Below are 21,642 nucleotides of genomic sequence, written 5' to 3' on the forward strand. Positions count from 1 at the left end.
AAACCCTAGGACGACCCCATTTCATGCTTCGCCGACGGCACGACCCACACCCATAATCTCCCCAGACATGAAGCTGCTCCTGATCGAAGACAACCCCACCATGCAGACCACCCTGCGCCGCAGTTTCGAGCGGCGTGGCATGCAGGTGCTGGGGTGCGACGACGGCGCCCGGGCCCTGGCCCTGTGGCAGGCCAGCCTGCCCGACGCGGTGCTGCTGGACCTGAGCCTGCCCGGACTGGATGGCCTGGAAGTGCTCAGCCAGGCCCGCGCGGCAGGTCTCACCACGCCTGTGATCATCCTCACCGCACGCGGCACCGTGGGCGACCGCATCCTGGGCCTGAACACCGGGGCCGACGACTACCTGCCCAAACCGTTCGACCTGGACGAGCTCGAAGCCCGCCTGCGCGCCCTGGTGCGCCGCACCACCAGCACCGCGCCCGCCACGCCCGTGTGGTGCGGCATGCAGGTGGACAAAGACAGCGGCGCGGTCTATTTCGAGGCCCAGCCCATGGAGCTGGCGCCGCGCGAACTGGCCCTGCTGCGCGCCCTGCTTGGCAAACCGGGCCACGCCATGGGCAAGGAACGCCTGTTCGAGCTGGTGTTTCCAGGCGAAAGCCAGGTGCAGCCCGAAGCGATCGAGGTGGTGGCCTACCGGCTGCGCAAGAAGATCGCTCACACCGGTGCGCAACTGGTCACGCTGCGCGGTCTGGGCTACCTGCTGAAGTCCGACCCTTCATGAACAGTCCGGCGACCACTTCGTTGCGCCGCACGCTGCTGCTGGGCATCCTGCTGCCGGTGTTTGCCTTCGTGCTGATCAACACGGTGGTGCTCTACCGGCAGGCACTCGCGGCCGCCGACACCGCCTACGACCGCACCCTGCTGGCCACGGCGAAGTCGCTGGGCGAACAGCTGCAGGTGTCCGGCAAGGGCGCAGGCGCCAGCGTGCAGTCCACCATGCTGTATTCGGCGCTCGAAGCCTTCGAGGCGGACAACCGCAGCCGGCTGTTCTACCGCGTGAGCGGCTTCGACGGCGAAATGGTGTCGGGCTTCGAAGACCTGCCGCCCAGGCGCGGCGACATCCCCGCCAAGAACATCTACGCGGCGCTGGTGAACTTCTACGACGACGAGTACCGGGGCGTGCCGGTGCGCATGGCGGTGCTGCTGCAACCCGTGGCCGGCGTGGAAGGCCTGGGCATGGCCACCATCCAGGTGGCCGAGACGCTGGAGTTGCGACAGACGCTCGCGCGCCAGATCCTGGTCGACACGCTCTGGCGCCAGGCGGTGCTGGTGATCGTGATCGCGCTGGTGGTGGTGTACGTGGTGCAGCGCGCCACGCGGCCGGTGCGTGCCGTGAGCCACGCGCTGGCCGCGCGCAGCGAGAACGATCTTTCCCCATTGCCTACGGAGGGCGCACCAAGAGAACTGCGGCCCTTGCTGGACGCCACCAACCAGCACATGCAGCGCCTGGCGCACCTGCTCGATCACCAGAAGCGTTTTGTGCGCGACACCTCGCACCAGTTGCGCACACCACTGGCCGTGCTCAAGACGCAGGTGCAATCGGCGCGGCGTGGCGACGTGGAACCGATGCAGGCACTCGAAGAGATCGGCCACACCGTCGACCGCGCCACCGAACTGGCCAACCAGATGCTCGCGCTGGCCAAGGTGGAGCAACTGCGCCAGGAAAAGAGCGTGCCGGTGGTCGACTGGTCCGGCGTGCTGCGGGCGGTCGCCCTTGACCTTTCCGCCCTGATCGGAGATCGCTCGCTCGACTTCTCCCTCGACGCAAGCCCAGCGCCGGTGCAAGCGCACGAGTGGGCCTTGCGCGAACTCAGCCGCAACCTGCTGCACAACGCCATCAAGAACACACCTGTGGGCTCGCGGCTGGCGGTATCGCTCGTCACCGATGGGCGAACCGCTGCGCTCACGGTGAGCGACGACGGCCCGGGCATCTCGCTTGCCCTGCGAGAGCGGCTCTTCCAGCCCTTCGCCACCGACCACAGCCGCAGCCCCACCCTTTCCGGCTCGGGCCTGGGACTGGCGATCTGCCGTGAAATCGTGAACTCGCTGCGCGGCAGCATCGACCTGGACAACCGTGTGCAGCACGGCCAGGTGCGCGGACTGGATGCCACCGTGCGCCTGCCCTTGTCATCCACCTTCAACGAGACATGAAGATCGCTTCCTCCGACAACGCCTCCACCAAGGTTCGCCTGGACAAATGGCTCTGGGCTGCGCGCTTTTACAAAACGCGCGGACTCAGCAGTGAAGAGATCGACAAGGGCCGCGTAAAGCTCAACGGCGCGAACGTGAAGCCCTCGCGTGAGGTGAAGGCCGGCGACGTCCTGGAACTGCGCATCGGCCATGAAGTGCGCACCGTGGTCGTGAGAGCGCTCAGTGGCGTGCGCGGCCCGGCCCCGGTGGCCGCCCTGCTCTTCGAGGAAACACCCGAATCGCTGCGGCAACGCCAGGAAGCCGCCGAACTCCGCCGCCTGGCACCCGAACCCGCGCACAGCCAGCCACTGGGCCGACCCACGAAACGCGACCGCCGCCACATCGAGGGCATGAAGAAAGACGCGCGCCCGGACTGGAACGACCGCTGGAGCGCGTCGATGGACGCCGAGTGACGGCGCGACTCAGCCTTTGCGCAGCCCCAACCACATCACCGTGGCCACCACCACCAGCCCGCCCGCCACCTGCACCAGGGCAATCGACTGACCGAGGATGGCCCAGGCCAGCACGAGCGCGAAGATGGGCTCGATGTTCATGATGGCCGAGTTGCCCACCACGCCCAGCTTGGGCAACACGGTGAACATGATGGTGAAGGCCGTGCCGTAGAGGAAGGTGAGCCCGAACAGGCCCACCCAGCCCATGGGCACCTGCGGCAGCGCCAGACCCCCCTGAAAACTGGTGGCGACCAGCGCCATCACCGCAACGATGGCCATGGTGGTCGTGGTGCGCAGCCGGCCATCGAGGTCCGCCGTTTCGTGTTGGGTGACCACCAGCGCCATGCCGAAGGTGGCCGCCGCCGCCAGTGCAAAGGCCACGCCCACGCCAATGCTCGACCAGTGGCCCGACGCGCCAAGGCCCGATGCCGCACCGAACACATCAAGTGCCAGGGCGAGGCCGAGGAGCATGACCGGCATGGCGCGCAACACGCGCGGCGCCGGACGCTGGCCATACACCACACGCGCCCACAACGCCGTCCACAGCGGGTAGGTGTTGAACGCCAGCAGCGCCAGCGCCACCGGCAGACGCGCCACCGATGCGTACAGGCACAGACTCTGCACGCCCACCAGCAGGCCGATCAACGGCAGTGCCTTGCGGTGACGCGCTTGCAGAGTCAACGGTACCCGGTAGGCCACCAGGATCAGTCCGACCACCAGCGCCGTGACACAACTGCGAAACGCCACCGCCGTGGCCACGCTCACCCCGTTGTCGAACGCAAGGCGTGCGGCCACGTGGTTCGCGCCCATCATGAAAGCGATGAGCAGCAGCGTGGCGAACGCGGTGGTGGAGATGGGGGTGGTGCTGGATGTGGACATGGCCGCGCAGAAATGAAAAACGCGCCCGGAGGCGCGTTTCGTGTGGCTGGCATGTGTTGGCGGAGCGAGAGGGATTCGAACCCTCGATGAGGCTCTACACCCCATACTCCCTTAGCAGGGGAGCACCTTCGGCCACTCGGTCATCGCTCCGGAAGCTGCGTATTATGCCTCAGCTTGCGATGGTGTCCGCCGTCTGGTCCAGGTCGAACTCGCGGTGCAGTGAACGCACCGCCAGCTCCATGTATTTCTCGTCGATCACCACCGAGGTCTTGATCTCGGACGTGGAGATCATCTGGATGTTGATGCCCTCCACGCTCAGGCACTTGAACATGCGGCTGGCCACGCCCACGTGGCTGCGCATGCCGATGCCCACAATGCTGACCTTGCAGATGCGCGCATCACCCACCACCTCGGCCGCACCCAGCGCGGGCACGACCTTGGCCTTGAGCAGGTCCAGCGTCTTCTGGTAGTCGTTGCGGTGCACCGTGAAGCTGAAGTCGGTCTTGCCGTCTTTGCTCAGGTTCTGGATGATGACGTCGACCTCGATGTTCGCGTCGGCCACCGCGCCGAGGATCTGGTAGGCGATGCCAGGGGTGTCGGGCACGCCGAGCACCGAGATCTTGGCTTCGTCGCGGTTGAATGCAATGCCCGAAACAATGGCTTGTTCCATGTCTTCGTCTTCCTCAAAAGTGATCAGGGTGCCGGAGGCGGCTTCTTCGTTCAGGTCGATGTCCCAGGGCGTGAAGCTGGAGAGCACGCGCAGCGGTACCTTGTACTTGCCGGCAAACTCCACCGAGCGGATCTGCAGCACCTTGCTGCCCATGCTGGCCATCTCGAGCATTTCCTCGAAGCTCACGCGCTGCAGGCGACGTGCTTCGGGCACGACGCGCGGGTCGGTGGTGTAGACGCCATCGACATCGGTGTAGATCAGGCACTCGGCCGCCTTGAGCGCGGCGGCCACCGCCACGGCGGAGGTGTCACTGCCGCCACGGCCGAGCGTGGTGATGTGGCCATCGGGGTCCATGCCCTGGAAGCCGGTGACGATGACGACCTTGCCGGCGTTCAGATCGGCGCGGATGCGGGCATCGTCGATGGATTCAATGCGCGCCTTGGTGTACGCGCTGTTGGTCTTGATGGGCACTTGCCAGCCCGCGTAGCTCACGGCCTCGATGCCTTCGGCCTGCAGGGCAATGGCGAGCAAGGCGGAGGAAGCCTGTTCGCCAGTGGCGGCGAGCATGTCGAGCTCGCGCCCGTAGGACGTACCGGGTTTCGTGGGGGCCAGTTCCTTGGCCAGACCGAGCAGGCGGTTGGTTTCGCCGCTCATGGCGCTGGGCACCACCACGAGCTGGTTGCCCGCGCGGTGCCATTTGGCGACGCGCCGGGCGACGTTGCGGATGCGCTCGGTCGACCCCATGGAGGTGCCGCCGTACTTGTGAACTATCAGAGCCATCGGGGTTGAATCGAAGTGGAGTGGTCGTCTCTGGATGCCCTCTTCCCGGGCTCCATCAGGCAAAACCCTGAGATTATAGGATGGGGGGTTGCGATGCCGGCCCATAGCGAAGGTGTGCACCTTCACGGGTGACAAGTCCACCGGCCACCTTGAGCCGGATGCGATGACCGCGTGTGGTGCAGTCGGCAATCTGGTCAAGCAGTTCGTCGAGTTGCGCGGCGCTGGCGGCCACACCCTCGTGCCGCAACCAGGCGCGCAAGGCGTTGCCCTGCCGGTCTCGCGAAAGCGATTGCAACGACCCAATGACCGGAGGCTTACCGATGTGCGCGAGGTCGATGGCGGCAAGATCATCGAGCAGCCGTTGCGCCTGCGCGGCATGCCGGGCACTGCGCGCGAGCATGGGGCGGAAACCCGGGAAGCTGGCATCCCAGGCCGGCATCAGCGTGGCGCGGATGCGGTTGCGCGTGAAGCGTTCGTCGGTGTTGCTCGGGTCGTCCACATAGGTGTGGCCGCTGTGGTGCAGCCAGTTCCGCAAATCGACCGCTGGAATCGCCAGCAAGGGTCGGCCGAACACCACGCCGTGCCGCTCGAAACGCTCGGGCATGGAGGCCAGGCCCGGCAGGCCCGCGCCCCGACTGAGCGCGAGCAGAAGCGTCTCGGCCTGGTCGTCGGCGTGCTGGCCGAGCAGCACGCACGCCGCGCCCGCGTCCTGCGCCAGGCGCGCCAATGCGGCGTAGCGAGCCAGGCGCGCGGCGTCTTCGGGGCTTTGCCCGGGGTCGCTCGACGCGTCCACGTGAGCCACCTGCAACGACACGCCGTGCCGTGCGCAGAAATCGCGCGCGTGCGACTCGAACCCATCGGCTGCCGGCTGCAATCCGTGGTGTACATGAAGGGCCACCACACCTCCAGGCCAGCGTGCGTTCGCGGCCAGCAGCAAGGCGGTGGAATCGGCGCCGGCACTGAAGGCCACGGCGGAGACCGCGCTGGATGCCAGGGGATGCCGATCGCACCACGCCGCCAACGCCTGCTCGCAGGGGTTGGCCGATGCGTGGCCGGCGGGTTTCACCTCAGCGCTTGTCCTTGGCGTCGGCCTTGGTGTCGGTGAACCGGCCGTAGCTGTTGAGGCGCGCATGGCGGCGGTCCAGCAACTCCTTGACCTTGAGGTCGGCCACCTGGCGCCAGGCATCGCCCAGAGCGCGCTTGAGGAAGGCGGCCATCTGCTTGTGGTCGCGGTGCGCGCCACCCACCGGTTCGTTGACGATCTTGTCCACCAGGCCCAGGGCCTTGAGACGGTGCGCAGTGATGCCCAGCGCGTCAGCCGCATCGCTGGCGCGGTCGCTGGTCTTCCAGAGGATGGAGGCACATCCCTCCGGGCTGATCACGGAGTACACCGAGTACTGAAGCATCAGCACCTGGTCGGCCACCGAAATGGCGAGCGCGCCACCCGAGCCGCCTTCACCAATGATGGTGGAGATGATGGGCACCTCGAGCTGCGCCATCTCGAAGATGTTGCGGCCGATGGCCTCGGACTGGCCGCGCTCCTCGGCATCGATGCCGGGATACGCACCGGGCGTGTCGACGAAAGTGAAGACCGGGAGCTTGAACTTCTCGGCCAGCTTCATGAGGCGCAGCGCCTTGCGGTAGCCCTCGGGCTTGGTCATGCCGAAGTTGCGGATGCCACGCTCCTTGGTGTCGCGCCCCTTCTGGTGACCGATGACCATGCAGGGCTGGCCGTTGAAGCGCGCCATGCCCCCGACGATGCTCAGGTCGTCCGAAAAATGGCGATCACCGTGCAGTTCCACGAAGTGCGTGAAGATCTCACGCACGTAGTCCAGCGTGTAAGGCCGGTCGGCGTGGCGAGCGATCTTGGTGATCTGCCACGGCGTGAGGCTGCTGTAGATGTCCTTGGTGAGCTGCAGGCTCTTGCCAGCCAGTTGCTCGATTTCTTCGGAGATGTCGACCGCCGATTCGGTCTGCACATAACGAAGCTCCTCGATCTTGGTCTCGAGCTCGGCAATGGGCTGCTCGAAATCCAGAAAATTCCTTTTGGCCAAGGTGTGCTCCTTTGGTCTTGTTGCAACGACGTCCCGGTGAGTCCGGAAGAAAGCTCAATAACTCACCGGAAGCGGATCGAGCGAGCGCCAAATATACCAAGTTGCCACGCTGCAGAAAGGGGCCCAGGAGTTGGCCACTTCGCGGATCTCGCTGCGGCTCACCGGCTCGCCAGAGAAGTAACACCGGCTGATGCCGTTCTGCAGGCCAATGTCGTCCAGCGGTAGTACGTTGGGCCGCATGAGGTGGAAGATGAGGAACATTTCCGCCGTCCATCGGCCGATGCCGCGGATGGCCACGAGCTCGGCAATGATGGCCTCGTCGTCCATCGTGGCCCAGCCCTTCACGTGCACCTGGTCGTTGGCAAAGTGCAGGGCCAGGTCCACGAGGTATTCCACCTTGCGAGCCGACAAGCCTGCCGCCCGCATGTCGTCCACCTTGAGCTTGAGCACCTGGCCCGGCGTCATTTTTTTCGACAACAGCGCAAAACGGTCCCAGACCGATTGCGCGGCCTTCACCGAAATCTGCTGGCCCACGATGCTGCGTGCGAGCGTGCCGAAAGCGTCACCTCGCGACTGCAGGCAGGCACTGCCGTATTGGGGAATCAGCTTCTTCAGCACCCGGTCGCGCTTCATCAGGTGGCGACAGGCGTCGACCCAGTAGGGAGGCGGCTCGGGAATGGTGTCAGGCAGAGTGCTGGTGGCCATCAGGCGCGCTCCCAGGTGGTGCCGGTGGGATTGTCCTTGAGCACGATGCCCTGGTCCAGCAAGACCTTGCGGATGCGGTCGGCTTCGGCGAAATCGCGTGCCGCCTTGGCGGCGACGCGTTGATCGATCAGTGCCTGGATGGCTGTTTCGTCGTTGGCGTTGCCACCTTGCAGAAAGCGCTGCGGGTCGGCCTGCAACAGACCCAGGGTGCCACCGAGCGCCCGCAAGAGTCCGGCGAGAGCCTTGTCCTGTGTGCGATTGACTTCGCTGGCCAGTTCGAAGAGCACCGCCACCGCCTCGGGTGTGCCGAAGTCCTCGTCCATCGCGGAACGAAAACGCTGCGCGTGCGGCAGACTCCAGTCGATCACCGTCATCGAAACGGGCGTCACCTGTGAGAGCGCGGTGTAGAGGCGTTTGAGCGCGGCACGCGCATCGTCCAGGTGCACATCGCTGTAGTTCAGTGCACTGCGGTAGTGGGCACGCAGGATGAAGAAGCGGACCGTCTCGGGGTCGTATTTCTCCAGCACCTCGCGGATGGTGAAGAAGTTGCCCAGGCTTTTGGACATCTTCTCGTTGTCCACGCGCACGAAGCCGTTGTGCATCCAGAAGCGCGCCAGCGGCTGGCCAGTGGCGCCCTCGCTTTGCGCAATTTCGTTTTCGTGATGGGGAAACTGGAGGTCGGCGCCACCGCCGTGGATATCGAAGGTCTCGCCCAGCATCTCGCAGCTCATGGCCGAGCATTCGATGTGCCAGCCCGGACGACCCTCGCCGTAGGCACCGTCCCACTTCGCCTCGGCTGGCTCGTCGGCCTTGGCCGCTTTCCAGAGCACGAAGTCCAGCGGGTCGTGCTTCCCGTCGTTCACGGCCACGCGCTCACCTGCACGCAGTTCGTCGAGCGACTTGCCCGAGAGCTTGCCATAGCCCTCGAAGCGGCGAACCGCGAAGTTCACATCGCCACCTTCAGCGCGATACGCCAGCCCCTTTTTTTCAAGCCGGCCGATCAGCGCGAGCATCTGCGGCACGTACTCGGTGGCGCGCGGTTCGTGCGTGGGTCGCTCGATGCCCAGCGCATCGGCGTCCTGGTGCAGCGCATCCACCATGCGGTTGGTCAGCGCTGTGATGGTCTCGCCGTTCCTGATGGCGCGGGCAATGATCTTGTCGTCGATGTCGGTGACGTTGCGCACATAGGTGACGCGGTAGCCCGTGGCCTTGAGCCAGCGCTGCACCACGTCGAAAGCCAGCATGGAGCGCGCATGGCCGAGATGGCACAGGTCGTACACCGTCATGCCGCAGACGTACATGCGCACATGACCGGGTTCGAGGGGCTGGAACGCCTCCAGACGTCGCGACAGCGTGTTGTGGATTTTCAGGGTCATGGAACGGCGGCGAGTGGTCTGGCGCGGCCATGGAACCGGACCCCCTCAGATACAATCCGCCAGTATATCCAGCCCGTCGGTTCGCTCCTGTGCGGCTTCGGGCCTTCGATCAACAGAGGTCCCATGCACCACCCCGTGAAATCCTCGACCGGCCTGTTCCACGCTGCCACCCTTCCCGCCCTGTCTGCGCAGGTGCGGCGCCTGACATGGTCTGCGGTTGCATTGCTCAGCCTGGCCACGCCACTGGCCTGGGCACAGCCCGACGATTACGCCGAGGTCAATCGCCTGGTCCGTTCGGGCCAGTTCAATGAGGCGATGTACAAGGCCGACCAGTACCTGGCCGCCAAACCGCGCGATCCGCAGATGCGCTTTCTCAAGGGTGTGATCCAGACCGAAAGCGGCAAGGCCGCCGATGCGATTGCCACCTTCACCAAGCTCACCGAAGACTACCCCGAGCTGCCCGAACCCTACAACAACCTGGCCGTGCTCTATGCCAGCCAGAGTCAGTTCGACAAGGCCCGTGCCGCGCTCGAGATGGCCATTCGCACCAACCCGAGCTATGCCACGGCCCACGAGAACCTGGGCGATGTGTACGCCAAGCTGGCCAGCCAGGCCTACAGCAAGGCTTTGCAGCTCGATGCCGGCAACGCCGCTGTGGTGCCCAAGCTCAGCCTGATCCGCAACCTGTTCGCGGCCAACGGCACGGGCACGGCGCGCCCGGCCACGTCGGTGGCTGCTGCACCGGCACCTGCTGCCACGGCCACACCCGCGCCCGCCGCGAAACCGCCGGTGGCGGCAGCGCCGGCCCCTGTTGCCACACCGGCGCCTGCCCCCGCACCCGCCGCCTCCGGCGACGCCCAACGCGACGTGGAATCTGCGGTAACCAGCTGGGCCAAGGCCTGGTCGGCCCGCAACATGAGCGAGTACCTGGCCGCCTACGGCCCGAACTTCACGCCGCCGAGTGGGCAGTCGCGCAGCGCCTGGGAAGCTGACCGGCGCGCGCGCATCGAACCGCGCTCGCGCATCGGCGTGGAATTGAGCGACCTGGCGATCACGGTCAACGCAGACCGTGCCACCGCCCGCTTCCGCCAGGACTACACCTCGGACAACCTGAACATCACCAGTCGCAAGACGCTGGAACTGGTGAGGAGCGGAAACCGCTGGCTGATCGTTCGGGAATCCACGGGATCCTGATGGGCAGTCGGCGGTTCGCACAACGCGGTCATGCCAGCTTCCCGACCTCGGTGATGGGCTCGGGCGGTGGCACCGGTTGGCGCATGCCTCGGGGTGTCGGGCTGGCCGCGCTTGCGGTGGCGCTGGCGCTTGGGCTGTACGCTTCCTTCGGCACCTCCCACCTCCCGGCCCCCCCCAGCGCTTCGCCCAAATTGATCGATGCGGCGCAGGCCCGCATGGACGACACGGTAAGGAGCCAGCCAGAACCCGGGCGATCCGGCCTGGCGCCTGTGGCCCTGACCGATCAACAGTTGAAAGCCTCCCGGCCACTCATGGGCCAGGCCGAAGCGCGCCTGATCGAGATCTACCAGCTCATCGGCCAGGCGCGGCACCGGCAGGCGCTCCAGCGCGCAGAGGCTCTGGTGCGCGACCATCCCAATTTCCAACTCGCCCACCTCGTGCACGGCGACCTTCTCAGCCTGCAGGCGCGACCGGTTCGCCGCCTCGGCGACGTTCCCGACACCCAGGCCCTGGCTGCTGCACAGCAGCTCGCCACGCTGCGCGAAGAATCCAGCCGGCGGCTGCGCGCACTGACCGAGCGCCCGCCCGAAGGCGGCGTGCCCACGCAGTTCCTTACGCTGTCCCCGCAGAGCCGCCACGCCATCGCCATCGACGCCTCACGATCACGGCTCTACCTGTTCGAGAACCAGACCTCGACGCGGTCCACCAGCGAGCAGGACCGCACACCACGCCTGAAGCTGATCGGCGACTTCTACATTTCCGTTGGGCTCTCCGGCATCGAGAAGACGACCGAAGGCGACAAGCGCACGCCGCTGGGCGTGTACTACATCACCAGCACGCTCAACCCCGCCAACCTGCCCGACCTGTACGGCGTGGGCGCACTGCCCATCAACTACCCCAATCCACTGGATGTACAGCGCGGCAAGACCGGCAGCGGGATCTGGCTGCACGGCACGCCGAGCGACCAGTTCGTGCGCGCGCCGCAGGCGTCCGATGGCTGTGTGGTGCTGTCCAACCCCGATCTGGAGCGCGTGCTGGCCACGGTGCAGATCCGGACCACGCCTGTGGTGATCGCGCCCGAACTCCAGTGGGTGCAACCCGAGGCACTGGCAGGTGATCGCGGCCAGTTCGAGACGGTTCTCGAGTCGTGGCGCCAGACGCGCAGCGCGGGTGACGCCAACGGTCTGAAAGGGTTTTATTCGAGCCGGTTCATGAACCAGGGCCGCGATCTGGCCCAATGGTGGCCCCGCGTGGAAAACGAGTTGCGATCCAGCGGTTCGCGCCAGATCCAGCTCAAGGACGTTTCCGTGCTGCGCTGGCGCGACCAGGATGACACCCTCGTCGTCACCTTCGGCGAAGTGGCCGTCGGCCAGAGCCGGGGTGTCACCAAGCGCCAGTACTGGACGCGTGAGCAGGATCGCTGGACGATCTTTTTTGAAGGAACCATCTGATGTATTCATTCCCCCTGTCGCGCCGTGGCGCCAGCGCTCTGCTGGCGGCGCTGATCACCAGCGCTTCGCTCACGCTGCCCCAGAGCACACTGGCTCAAGCCGCTGCGCCCAAGGTCCGCGTGACCACCTCCATGGGCGATATCGTGCTGGAGCTCAACCCGACGAAGGCGCCAAAGACGGTGGAGAACTTCCTGCAGTATGTGCGCGACAAGCACTACGACGGCACGGTGTTTCACCGCGTCATGAGCGACTTCATGATCCAGGGCGGCGGCTTCACGCCCGATCTGCAGCAAAAGCCTACCAAGGCCCCGATTCCGCTGGAAGCCGGCAACGGCCTGAAGAACGACCGCGGCGCCATCGCCATGGCGCGCACGGGCAACCCCAATTCGGCCACGTCCCAGTTCTTCATCAACACGGTGGACAACCCCAACCTGAACGCCCCCAAGCCCGATGGATACGGCTATGCCGTTTTCGGCAAGGTCGTCGCGGGCATGGACGTGGTCGACAAGATCCGCGCCGTTGCCGTCGGCGACCAGGGCATGCACCAGAACGTGCCCCGGACCCCCATCACCATCCTCAAAGCCACTCTGGAGAAATAACACCATGGCCAATCCCCAAGTCGAACTGCACATTGCCGGTCACGGCGTCATCACGCTGGAGCTCGACGCCGAGAAAGCCCCCCAGTCCACCGCCAACTTCCTTGCCTACGTGGCCAAGGGCCACTACGACAACACGGTGTTCCACCGCGTGATCCCTGGCTTCATGGTGCAGGGCGGCGGTTTCGAGCCGGGCATGAACCAGAAGCCCACCGACAAGCCGATCGCCAACGAAGCCAACAATGGCCTGAAGAACGACACCTACACCGTGGCGATGGCGCGCACCAGCGACCCGCACTCCGCCACGGCGCAGTTCTTCATCAACGTGGCCAACAACGGTTTCCTCAACCACACCGCTCCCAGCGCACAAGGCTGGGGCTATGCCGTGTTCGGCAAGGTGGTCTCAGGCGCCGAGATCGTCAAGAAGATCGAAGGGCTGCCGACGGGTCGCAAGGGTTTCCACGACGATGTGCCCAAGGACGACGTGGTGATCGAAAAAGCGGTAGCGCTCTGATCACCGGGGCATCACGCCCCAGCCTCCATGCCCGACACCCCGATCGACCGCTTTGCCGAGCTGACCGCAACTGCGAGCTGGCAAGCGGTCGATTTCATTTCCGATCTGCACCTGCAGGCCAGTGAGCCCGAAACCTTCGCGGCCTTCCAGCGCTACCTGACCATGCCACCGCACGGCACGGCCGATGCGCTGTTCATCCTGGGTGACCTGTTCGAGGTGTGGGTGGGCGATGACGTGCTGGAGGCCGACACACCCAACACCGACGAGCACCGTTTCCAGCGCGACTGCGCGGCCGCCCTGCACGCCCACAGTCGACACACGCCAGTGTTTTTTCAGCATGGCAACCGCGACTTCCTGCTCGGCCCGCGCGCCCTCGAGGCTTGCGGCATGCAGGCCCTGGCCGACCCCACCGTGCTGGTGTTCCGGGAACGGCGCTGGCTGCTCAGCCATGGCGACGCGCTGTGCCTGGACGACACCGACTACATGCGCTTTCGCGCGCAGGTGCGGCAGGCAGCCTGGCAGCATGGGTTCCTGGCCCAGCCTCTGGCACAGCGCGAAGCCATCGCACGCGAGTTGCGCGCGCAGAGCGAGGCCCGAAAGAAGCTCACCGGAAACGACCCTGCCCTCTGGGCCGATGTGGACACCGACGCCGCGCGCGACTGGCTACAGCATGCGCGAGCCCATACGATGATCCACGGACACACGCACCGGCCCACCGAACATGCGCTGGGCGACGGGCTGCAGCGCGTGGTACTCAGTGACTGGGATGCCAGCGCGATACCGCCGCGCGCCGAGGTGCTCCGCCTGGACTCGCAGGGTCTGCACCGCCGACCACTGGTGTCATGATCGACTTCATCCAACGCTGGCTGCCGCGCAAGCTGCGCCGGCCCACGCCCGTACCCGATGCGCTGTGGCGCCGCACGCTGGCCGGACATCCGTTTCTCATGGAACTGAATGCTCTGGAGCAGGAACGTTTGCGTCTGCTGTGCGCGCATTTCCTGATGGAGAAGGAATTCCATGGCGCCAACGGACTGGTGGTTTCTGACACCATGGCCTTGGCCATCGCGGCGCAGGCCTGCCTGCCGCTGTTGCACATGCACGGGGTATCGGGCGAGGCGGTGCAGGATCCGCGCGACCTGCTGGACTGGTATGGCGACTTCGTCGGCATCGTCGTTCAGCCGGGCGCGGTGGTGGCGCGGCGCAAGACCATGGACAGCGCAGGCGTGATGCACCATTACGACGAAGTGATCGCAGGCGAGGCCATGGACCGGGGGCCGCTCATGCTGAGCTGGGAGGACGTGGCCCATGCGGGCGAACGCGCCGAGCATGGTCACAACGTCGTGATCCATGAGTTCGCTCACAAGATGGACATGCTGGGCCTGCGCCTGGGCGATTCGCCCGATGGCGCGCCACCCTTGCCGGCCGGCTTCATGGGTACGCGCCAGCGCGCCAGGGCCCAGCAGATCTGGCACCAGACCATGCAGGCCAGCTACGACCGATTTCGCGAGGCGGTGTCGATGGCCGAGCGATTCGGTGGCGAAGTGCCCTGGCTCGACGATTACGCGGCCAAGGACCCTGCCGAGTTCTTCGCCGTGACCTGCGAGGCCTACTTCGTCAACCGCGAGCGCTTCGCCGAGGAATTCCCCGAACTCATGCCGCTGTACGACGGCTTCTTCCGGGCGGCGCGAACGCTCAGCGCTTGAGCAGCGCTTTCAGCACGTTCTGAAGCCGACGCGCGTTCGACGCGTCGAACGCCGAAGCGAGCACGGCGCCAACGTCTTCCACCCAGGTGTCGGCCGGTGCGGCCGCGTGGCGGCGCGTGAGCAACTGCAGTTGCAGCAGGCGCCGATCGCTCAGGTGTTCGGCCGGCGTGGGTACCTCGGCCGCCATCTCCAGGCGCAACAAGGTCTCGCCGCCCAAGGCGGCTGCGGGCTTGGCCAGCGCCGCGACCCAGGCCGCTCTGCTCGGGCCATTCACGCGCGCACCCAGGGCCTGCGCAGCCGGCAGTTGTTCGGCATCGCGCTGTTCCCACGCGGTCATGAGCTGCGTGATCACTTCACCATGGGCTTGTGCCGCCAGCTTTCGCAGGCTGGCCTGCGCCGCTTCCACGGCCTGGCGCTGCGCGCGGAAGGCCGCATCGCCCAGGCGCGGGCCGCGCGGCTCGCGCTCTTCGCGCCAGGGCGTGGCACCACGTGCATCGCGGGAATCGCGCGGGCCACCTCGCCCGTCGGGCCGGCCACCCGGCTTGCCGTCGCGGCGTGCATCGCGGCCCGCAGGTTCGGTCTTCTTCATGCCGGGGCGGTCATCGCCGCGCATGGCCACCAGCTTCTTCGGTGGTGCCGCGGGCGCCGGCGCCGGTGCCGGTGCGGGCACCGCTTCGGCGGACGGTGCATCACCGGCAGGCGTTTCACCGGTCGATTCAACGGACGCTGCCGGAGCCGGTGCATCGGCCGGCGCCGGTTTCGCAGCCACCACCTCGGGCTGAGCACTCAGCGCCGCCTCGAGCGCCGCCATGGCGGCGCGGATCTGCTGCACGTCGCCGCCAGCGCTGGCGGTCTCCAGGGCGCGCGACGCATCCAGCACCCGCTGGTCGTGCGCGCTGAGCGCCGTGACGGCCTTTTCGCGCTCCGTGCTCTTGCGGGCAAATGCCTCGTCGATGGGCTGACGAAACGCTTCCCAGAGTTTCTGTTCGTGCTTGCGCTCCAGCGGCACGGCGTGCGCCTCGGCCTGCCAGCGTTGCTGCAGCGCCTTGACGGCATCGATGCGCAGCATGGGCGCGGCACCCAGTTGCGTGGCCTCCTCGATCAGCACCTTGCGCCGCGCCGTGCTCTCGGCCTGCGCGGTTTCCAGGCGACCGTGCGCCGTGTGCATGGCCTCTTTCCAGACCGGCTGGATGTCGGCAAAAGCCTTCTCGCTCAAGTGGCCCGCCTCGCGCCAGCGTTCCGAAAAGCCGTGCAACTCGCGCACCTGGGCTTTCCAGTCGGTGCTTTCGGCATGGGCCGTTGTCCAGGCGCGCAACTCTTCAATGATGGCCAGGCGCTGCGCCTTGTGCGCCTCGCTCTGCTGGCGAACCTGCACCAGCCAGGCCTCCACCACCTTGTGGGCTTCGGTGCAGGCTTCGTCAAAACGTTTCCACAGCGCGTGGTTGGGCTGGCCGCCCTGGTCGGTGGTTTTCCACTGGTCGCGCAGCGCGCGCAAGGTCTCCTGCATCTTGCGCCCGCCCAGGCGCTGGCCCTCGGGCGCCTGGAGCAAGCCCTCGGCTTTGACCACGAGTTCCTCGCGCAACTGGTCGGCGCGCCAGCGCTGCCAGCCTTCGAGCTCACCAGCTTGCGCCAGCGCAGCGTTGGCACGGCCTTCGAGCGCGGCGCCCACCAGGCGGCCGTGGCTTTTCAACAGGGCGCGCACGTCGGCGGCGGCCTTGGGCGTGGCCTTGCCGTGGCCCTCTGCGAGTTCTCGCTCCAGCACGGTCAGCGCAGCATCCAGCTCAGCGGTTGCACGGGCGCGGCGTTCCTGCTGGGCTTGCGAATCCTGTGCGTTCTTCTCGGCGGTGGCAGACGTTTCCTGCCCGCGCGCGGCACGCAGTTCGTCGGCCCACACAGGCACCGCAGGCAGGGGTGCCTGGGGATTGGCATCGGCGGCCACGGTCTGCGCCAGCGCAGCGCCAAAAGCGTCCCACACGATCTGGAGCTGCTGGCGCGAGGCATCGAGCATGGGCGGAAATTTCACATCCACGCTGGCCCATTGCGGGTCCTGCGTCAGCGCGCCGGCTTGCTGCTGCCATTGGTCCACATCGGCACGCAGGGTCTCGGCCATCTGCTGCGCTTCGCGCCAGGGTTTGGTGGAGAGCACTTCAATGCGCTGGGCCATCAGCACGGCGGCTTCGCGCTCGACCTGCACGCGATGCTGCAAATCTTCGATGGCCTTCACCCGCTCGGCCAGCGCCTGCTTGAGCGCGGCCAGCGGTTCGCGCGAAAGCGGTGCACCAGCGCGAGCGGCATCGCGCTGCCAGGCCAGCGCATCGGCCAGGTTGAGGCGGGACTGGCCGATCATCGCTTCGGCCTTCTGCGCCCATTCCACCGACATCTGCTCCTGCGACTTCTGGCGCCTGACCTCGTCGAGCTTTTCCTTCAGCGGCTTGGCTGCGCCCCGGTCGCGGTGCGAGAGTTCCTTGAAAACCTCGTTCATCTGCTCCAGCGCTGGATCGGTGGCCAGCCAGGTGCGAATGCGCGCGGCACGCTCTCCCGACGTGGGCGCAGAGAATGCGCCGCCGGTCATGGCGTCCAGCGGGTGAGCGGCATGGGCACTGGTGGACTTGGGAGAGGTGGGCGTGTTCACAGCGGATTCGGAAGCGTTGGACGAAGACGGGGCTTTGCGCAGGGAAAACAGCGACATGGGGAAAGATTTGATCGATTCGTGGCCGGCGCCACGGCGGCGCGACCAGCGCGTATTGTCGCCGCAGTTGGCGCGCAGCCCTACCCGCGCTCGCGGACTCAGCGCGGGGCGAGCCGGAGTTCGGCCTGAGGACGCCAGTTCTCGCCCTGGCGCCCCAGCATGGGAGCGCCAAGAAACAGGCGCTCCTCGGGCAATTCCCGGCTGGCCAGGTAGTCCTTCACCGCCACCGCACGCGCCACCGCCAGCTCACGCACCGCATCGGGCGTGACCGGGACCGCCGCCATCAACAGGGCCTCCATCTCGGCCTGTGGAATGTCTTTGGCAAGGCCGATCACGTTGCGCGGCTTGGGGATGTCGGCGCGCCGGTACACCTCTTTGAGAAGCGCAGGGTATTCCGCCGCCGAGACCGTGAGCCCCTCTGCTGGCGGTGTGCCCGAGCGGGCGAGCGAGCGTCGCTTCTCGGCCAGCACCTGCTGATCGAGTCGAGAGCGCTGGTAGCCGGCGCGCTCGGATTCGAGATCGGCCTGCCCCACCACCGTGACCTGCAGCGCGGGCCGCTCCACCAGCGCCTTGGCCACCGCGTCGAGCCGCTCGCGGCTGGCGGCGTCCAGCGTCTGGCGGCCTTCGCCAAACGCCACCTGGCTCATTTCGGGCCCGCCGCCGCCAAAGGCACTGGCAATCAGCGAGAACGGGGCGGTCACGGCCTTGCCGATCAGGTTGAAGATGAGCCGGAAGATCAATGGCGCGAGGCGAAACTGCGGGTCGTTGAGCGAGCCACTGATGGGCAGGTTGATGTCGATCACGCCATTGCGGTCGGCCAGCAAGGCCACCGCCAGCTTGATGGGCAGGTTGGGCGCTTCGCTACCCGCCACCCGGTCGCCGAAGCTGAGCTGGTTGAGGATGATCTGGTTGCTAGCGGTCAGCTGTCCGCTGGGCTCCACCTTGTAAGCCACGTCCACGCTGAGCTTGCCGCGTTCGATGCCATGCCCCGCGTACTTCACGGTGTAGGGCGAGAGCGGTGGCAGCTCCAGGTTGCGCACCTTGCCGCGGATGTCCAGCGCCAAGGGTTGGACCAGTGGGTTGAGCTTGCCGTCGATTTCCAGCGCGGCAGTGCCCTCGGCGCGTCCGCGCAGGGTCAGGTCGCCGAGCTGAGGGGCGCTGCCGGAGGCACCGGCATTGGAAAATGCGCTGAGCCCGCCGGTGAGTTCGCTGAGGTTGGCGGAGTAGTTCGGCTTGATGAAACGGTCGGAGAACAACACGCGACCGTTGACCAGGCTGACCGGTCCGAAGCGCACCTCGGCCTCTGGCTCCGGGGACACACCGGCCACCGGCGCGGAGGCAGGAGGCGCCGCCACAGCGGCTTGCTCGCCTTCCGCCGGCTTCAGCAGCCCTTGCAGGTTGATGCGCCCGGTCTCGTCGATGATGAGGCGAGCGAAATAATCGCTGAGCACAGTCTCCTCCACCGCCAGGCGGGTCGCCTTGCCGGGCGCCATGGTCAATGCCAGGCCGCGCAACTGCAGCGATTTCCAGGCCAGCAGGTCTTCGGCCGGGGACAGCGTGTTGGCACGCAGATCGTCCAGCGAGACCTGACCCGCCAGTGACAACGCCAGACCTGAGGCGGGCAACGCCGCTTCCACCGAACCCCGGTAACTGGCGTCCGCGCGCAGCAATTCGAGGTTCAGTCGGTCACCGAAATACGGTTCGAACTCGTGCAACGGGAGGCGATCGGCCTGCACCCTGGCCTTCACACGCAGACCATCGCTGGCGGCTGGCAGGCGCAGCGCACCTTCGACAGAGAGCCGGCCAGGTTCGCCCCGCGCCGCCTGCGCTGGCCCCACCCGCAGTTGCAGGGACATCGGCATGTCGGGCGGCTTGCTCGCCAATGGTTGCAGGTTCTTCAACTGCAGCTTGAGCTGGCTCACGGCCAGATTCACCGGGCGCGTCGGCGCGCGGTCGTCCAGCAGCAGGTTGCCGCCGTCGACTTCCACATCGGCCAACGTGACCTGCCACGGTGGGGACGCTGCGGCGTCGGCAGGCTTTGCAGTGCTGGGCTTTGCCCAGTCCTGCGCCTGCCAGCGACCGCTCTTGTCCCTCTGAATACCCGCCTGCAGGCGGTTGACCAGCACCTTGGCCACCGTCACGGTGCGGGCGCCGAGGTCCACCCGCGCATCCTTCACCTGCAGTGTGCCCAGGCTGGCCAGCGGGCGCCGGGATGGGCCCAGCCGCACGGCATCCACTTGCAAGTCCGGAACGTCGACCGAGAGGACCATGGGCTGCTCACCCTGGGCGGCACGCCACACGAGGCCCAGTTCCGCACGCAGGCGTCCGCCGAGTTCGGGCGTCAGCACATCAGCCACGTAAGGCGCCAGGGTGCTCAGCTCAAGCTCTCCAATGGACGAGAGCGCCTGCACTTCACTGGCAGTGGCGCTGCCCTTCAAGCCGATCGGCGTGTCGCCGAGCCGAGCACTGACTTCGAAGGGCGCCGGGGCTTCCATGGGCCAGTTCAGGTTCTGCACCTGCACATTCAGCGCGGTCACGGCCAGATCCGCGGCGGGCCGGACCGAAGCGTCGGCCCAGGGCAGCGTGCCGCCATCGAGCGAGACCCGCGCCACCTTCACTTGCCAGGGGGAAGCGGTGGCCGGTGGCGGCTCGGTTGTGGCTGCAGGCGACAGTTGGCTGAATGCGGTCCCGATGCGCTCGAGGTTCAGGCGCCCCTGCGCGTCGCGTGCGAGCGCCAGGCTCGGGGCGTGCAGTTCCAACAAAGCCAGGTCGGCCATGCGCGCCAGCGGCTCCAGGCGGTTGATGTCCACCTGCAGCCGGTCCCACGACAACAAGCCTGCGTCGGCCGACGTTCCGGCACGCTCGACCACGCGCAACCCCGAAAGCCCCACCTTGCCAGAGACCGCCAGGCGCGGTTGCGCCTGCTGATCGAAATCGAGTTTGAGCGCCAGATGCAGGGTGCCGGCCTTGGGTTGCACCGGCCATTGCGCGGGCCAGTAAGGCAGGTAAGGCGCCAGGTCCAGGGCCGGGATGTCCAGCACGGCGTCTGTGTCGCGCGTCTGGGCAAAGGGCGTGCTGCTCGCCCGAGAGTCAAACGCGCTGCCGTTGAGCATGAAGGCCACGTGCGGCTCGGTCACCACCTCCTGCCGGGACGGCAGGTTGCTGAGAAACGGCACCCCCAGGTTGAAATCGGTGAGCCGGTGGATGGAGCCGGTGCTGTCGTCCGCAAAATCCAGCGCGCCGCCGAGCACACCTATATTGAAGAGCGCAAAGTGGCTGGGCTCTGAGGGCTCGGCGCTCTCACTCGGGCGCAAGCGCTGCAGGATGTCGTCCACGTCGTAGCGACCCTCGCCCAGATGACGCAAGTTCAACCGGGGCTGCTCGAAAGTCAGCGCGGAAATCACCGGCGCCAGGCGCAGGATCGATTGCAGTTCGGCGTTGACGTACAGGCGTGCCAGCGAAAACTGCGCATCGCCGCCCGAGGCATCGGCCACCTTCAGACCTTCCAGGGTGAGCGCCAGCGACCAGGGCTGAAAGTCGATGCGCTCCACCGTCACCGCCCTGCCCAGCATCTCGGACGCCCGCTTCTCCAACTGCCACTTCAGCAACGGGGGCACCGCCAGCCAGGCGAGCACCCACAGCAGAAGGAGCGCACCCAGGGCGATCAGCAATCGCCTCAACCAGGGCCTGATGCGAGGGGAAATGGTGATGGCGTTCATCGCGATGAAAACGGGGGCCAGTATCACTGCCAGTGTCGCCGATGCGCCGGCTCGCGCCGGGGTGCCGCCAAAAAGAAACCCCGGCAGACAAAGCCTGCCGGGGTTGACGGCGGGCGAAATGCTCTTGCCGTCGATTTGGCGGTGGGAGTTGGATGTCCCTCCAGCCTGGAAGCAAGAGATTGCTCCCGTTGGGTGCCGGCGTGCGGTTCACCGCGTTGCCAGCGTGCGCCTGTCATCGAACAGGCAGTCACAGGTTACTCCCCTCATTCGATGGGATCAATACGCCGGCGCGAGAAAGCCATGCAGATTTTCAATCACCCCCGGTGACGCCATTCGGAGGCCTGAAAATCGCATTTCGAAACATGAAAGGTGGTCGCCAGCCGACAAACGGTCGTTACCAATGCAACCGCCCGCAGCCCCTGTGCATGCAAGGGTCCGCGCTAGCGAAGTCCAATCGCTTACGTTTGCTGACACTTGTTTATAACTTTCAGTTGTTAAAAATTGATTCAAAAACATTGACCGGGTATTAATAAGCACCTACGATCCGCTCGCCTGCCCGTTCAGGGTTAACCCGCAACGCTGCCAGACTGGCTAAGTCGGCCCCCGCCCCACGAGGCAACCGGCCGATGGCGACCCCATCCAAGGAGCGATC

General features: G+C 66.4%; 17 protein-coding genes and 1 tRNA gene. 9 read left to right on the top strand and 9 right to left on the bottom strand.

The window, feature by feature from the left end; translation table 11 throughout:
* Window positions 1-67 precede the first annotated feature (67 nt).
* Genes ACTIF6_RS06465 through ACTIF6_RS06475 form a run of 3 tightly spaced genes read left to right on the top strand, consistent with a single transcriptional unit; the run spans window position 68 to window position 2,621 of the window.
* Window positions 68-739, top strand: coding sequence for a response regulator transcription factor (locus tag ACTIF6_RS06465; RefSeq protein ID WP_439587185.1), 672 nt, complete (start codon window positions 68-70; stop codon window positions 737-739).
* A complete protein-coding gene (locus ACTIF6_RS06470; RefSeq protein ID WP_439587186.1) occupies window positions 736-2,169 on the top strand; it encodes a sensor histidine kinase in 1,434 nt (477 codons plus the stop codon). The genes ACTIF6_RS06465 and ACTIF6_RS06470 overlap by 4 nt, the downstream gene beginning before the upstream one ends.
* Window positions 2,166-2,621, top strand: coding sequence for an RNA-binding S4 domain-containing protein (locus ACTIF6_RS06475; protein ID WP_439587187.1), 456 nt, complete (start codon window positions 2,166-2,168; stop codon window positions 2,619-2,621). Before ACTIF6_RS06470 ends, ACTIF6_RS06475 begins: the two co-directional genes overlap by 4 nt.
* A 9-nt stretch (window positions 2,622-2,630) precedes the next feature.
* Here ACTIF6_RS06475 and ACTIF6_RS06480 read toward each other — a convergent pair whose 3' ends face one another.
* The 7 genes from ACTIF6_RS06480 to cysS form a co-directional block, all read right to left on the bottom strand.
* The gene (locus ACTIF6_RS06480) at window positions 2,631-3,539 is read right to left on the bottom strand and encodes a DMT family transporter (protein ID WP_439587188.1); all 909 of its coding nucleotides are present in this window, start codon (window positions 3,537-3,539) and stop codon (window positions 2,631-2,633) included.
* A gap of 57 nt (window positions 3,540-3,596) precedes the next feature.
* Window positions 3,597-3,689, bottom strand: a tRNA-Ser gene (locus ACTIF6_RS06485).
* A 19-nt stretch (window positions 3,690-3,708) separates the two neighbouring features.
* Window positions 3,709-4,989 carry an aspartate kinase gene (locus tag ACTIF6_RS06490; RefSeq protein ID WP_439587189.1) on the bottom strand — a complete coding sequence of 427 codons (1,281 nt, stop codon included), beginning with the start codon at window positions 4,987-4,989 and terminating at the stop codon, window positions 3,709-3,711.
* 73 nt (window positions 4,990-5,062) lie between these two features.
* Window positions 5,063-6,055, bottom strand: a complete 993-nt coding sequence (gene tilS / locus ACTIF6_RS06495) for a tRNA lysidine(34) synthetase TilS (protein ID WP_439587190.1) — start codon at window positions 6,053-6,055, stop codon at window positions 5,063-5,065.
* A gap of 1 nt (window position 6,056) precedes the next feature.
* Window positions 6,057-7,043 carry an acetyl-CoA carboxylase carboxyltransferase subunit alpha gene (locus ACTIF6_RS06500; RefSeq protein ID WP_439587191.1) on the bottom strand — a complete coding sequence of 329 codons (987 nt, stop codon included), beginning with the start codon at window positions 7,041-7,043 and terminating at the stop codon, window positions 6,057-6,059.
* A 54-nt stretch (window positions 7,044-7,097) separates the two neighbouring features.
* Window positions 7,098-7,748 (bottom strand): DNA-3-methyladenine glycosylase family protein, encoded by a 651-nt coding sequence (locus ACTIF6_RS06505; RefSeq protein ID WP_439587192.1) that lies wholly within the window; start codon window positions 7,746-7,748, stop codon window positions 7,098-7,100.
* A complete protein-coding gene (gene cysS, locus ACTIF6_RS06510; RefSeq protein ID WP_439587193.1) occupies window positions 7,748-9,124 on the bottom strand; it encodes a cysteine--tRNA ligase in 1,377 nt (458 codons plus the stop codon). Before cysS ends, ACTIF6_RS06505 begins: the two co-directional genes overlap by 1 nt.
* Before the next feature lie 135 nt (window positions 9,125-9,259).
* Between cysS and ACTIF6_RS06515 the strand changes: the two genes are divergently transcribed.
* Genes ACTIF6_RS06515 through ACTIF6_RS06540 form a run of 6 tightly spaced genes read left to right on the top strand, consistent with a single transcriptional unit; the run spans window position 9,260 to window position 14,582 of the window.
* Window positions 9,260-10,318 (top strand): L,D-transpeptidase Cds6 family protein, encoded by a 1,059-nt coding sequence (locus ACTIF6_RS06515; RefSeq protein WP_439587194.1) that lies wholly within the window; start codon window positions 9,260-9,262, stop codon window positions 10,316-10,318.
* A complete protein-coding gene (locus tag ACTIF6_RS06520; RefSeq protein WP_439587195.1) occupies window positions 10,318-11,769 on the top strand; it encodes a L,D-transpeptidase family protein in 1,452 nt (483 codons plus the stop codon). The genes ACTIF6_RS06515 and ACTIF6_RS06520 overlap by 1 nt, the downstream gene beginning before the upstream one ends.
* On the top strand, window positions 11,769-12,368 hold the full coding sequence (locus ACTIF6_RS06525) for a peptidylprolyl isomerase (RefSeq protein ID WP_439587196.1): 600 nt from the start codon (window positions 11,769-11,771) through the stop codon (window positions 12,366-12,368). The genes ACTIF6_RS06520 and ACTIF6_RS06525 overlap by 1 nt, the downstream gene beginning before the upstream one ends.
* A 4-nt stretch (window positions 12,369-12,372) precedes the next feature.
* Window positions 12,373-12,879 carry a peptidylprolyl isomerase gene (locus ACTIF6_RS06530; RefSeq protein ID WP_439587197.1) on the top strand — a complete coding sequence of 169 codons (507 nt, stop codon included), beginning with the start codon at window positions 12,373-12,375 and terminating at the stop codon, window positions 12,877-12,879.
* Between the two features lie 27 nt (window positions 12,880-12,906).
* Entirely contained in the window at window positions 12,907-13,725 is an 819-nt protein-coding gene (locus ACTIF6_RS06535) for a UDP-2,3-diacylglucosamine diphosphatase (RefSeq protein ID WP_439587198.1), read from the top strand.
* Window positions 13,722-14,582, top strand: a complete 861-nt coding sequence (locus tag ACTIF6_RS06540) for a zinc-dependent peptidase (RefSeq protein ID WP_439587199.1) — start codon at window positions 13,722-13,724, stop codon at window positions 14,580-14,582. Before ACTIF6_RS06535 ends, ACTIF6_RS06540 begins: the two co-directional genes overlap by 4 nt.
* Here the strand turns inward: ACTIF6_RS06540 and ACTIF6_RS06545 are convergent.
* The gene (locus tag ACTIF6_RS06545) at window positions 14,572-17,271 is read right to left on the bottom strand and encodes a DUF349 domain-containing protein (protein ID WP_439587200.1); all 2,700 of its coding nucleotides are present in this window, start codon (window positions 17,269-17,271) and stop codon (window positions 14,572-14,574) included. The two genes, ACTIF6_RS06540 and ACTIF6_RS06545, sit on opposite strands and share 11 nt — an antisense overlap.
* A 98-nt stretch (window positions 17,272-17,369) precedes the next feature.
* Window positions 17,370-20,990, bottom strand: a complete 3,621-nt coding sequence (locus ACTIF6_RS06550) for a DUF748 domain-containing protein (RefSeq protein WP_439587201.1) — start codon at window positions 20,988-20,990, stop codon at window positions 17,370-17,372.
* Between the last annotated feature and the right edge of the window lie 652 nt (window positions 20,991-21,642).

Source organism: Hydrogenophaga sp. (assembly GCF_051860785.1).
In the GTDB taxonomy this organism is placed as follows: domain Bacteria; phylum Pseudomonadota; class Gammaproteobacteria; order Burkholderiales; family Burkholderiaceae_C; genus Hydrogenophaga.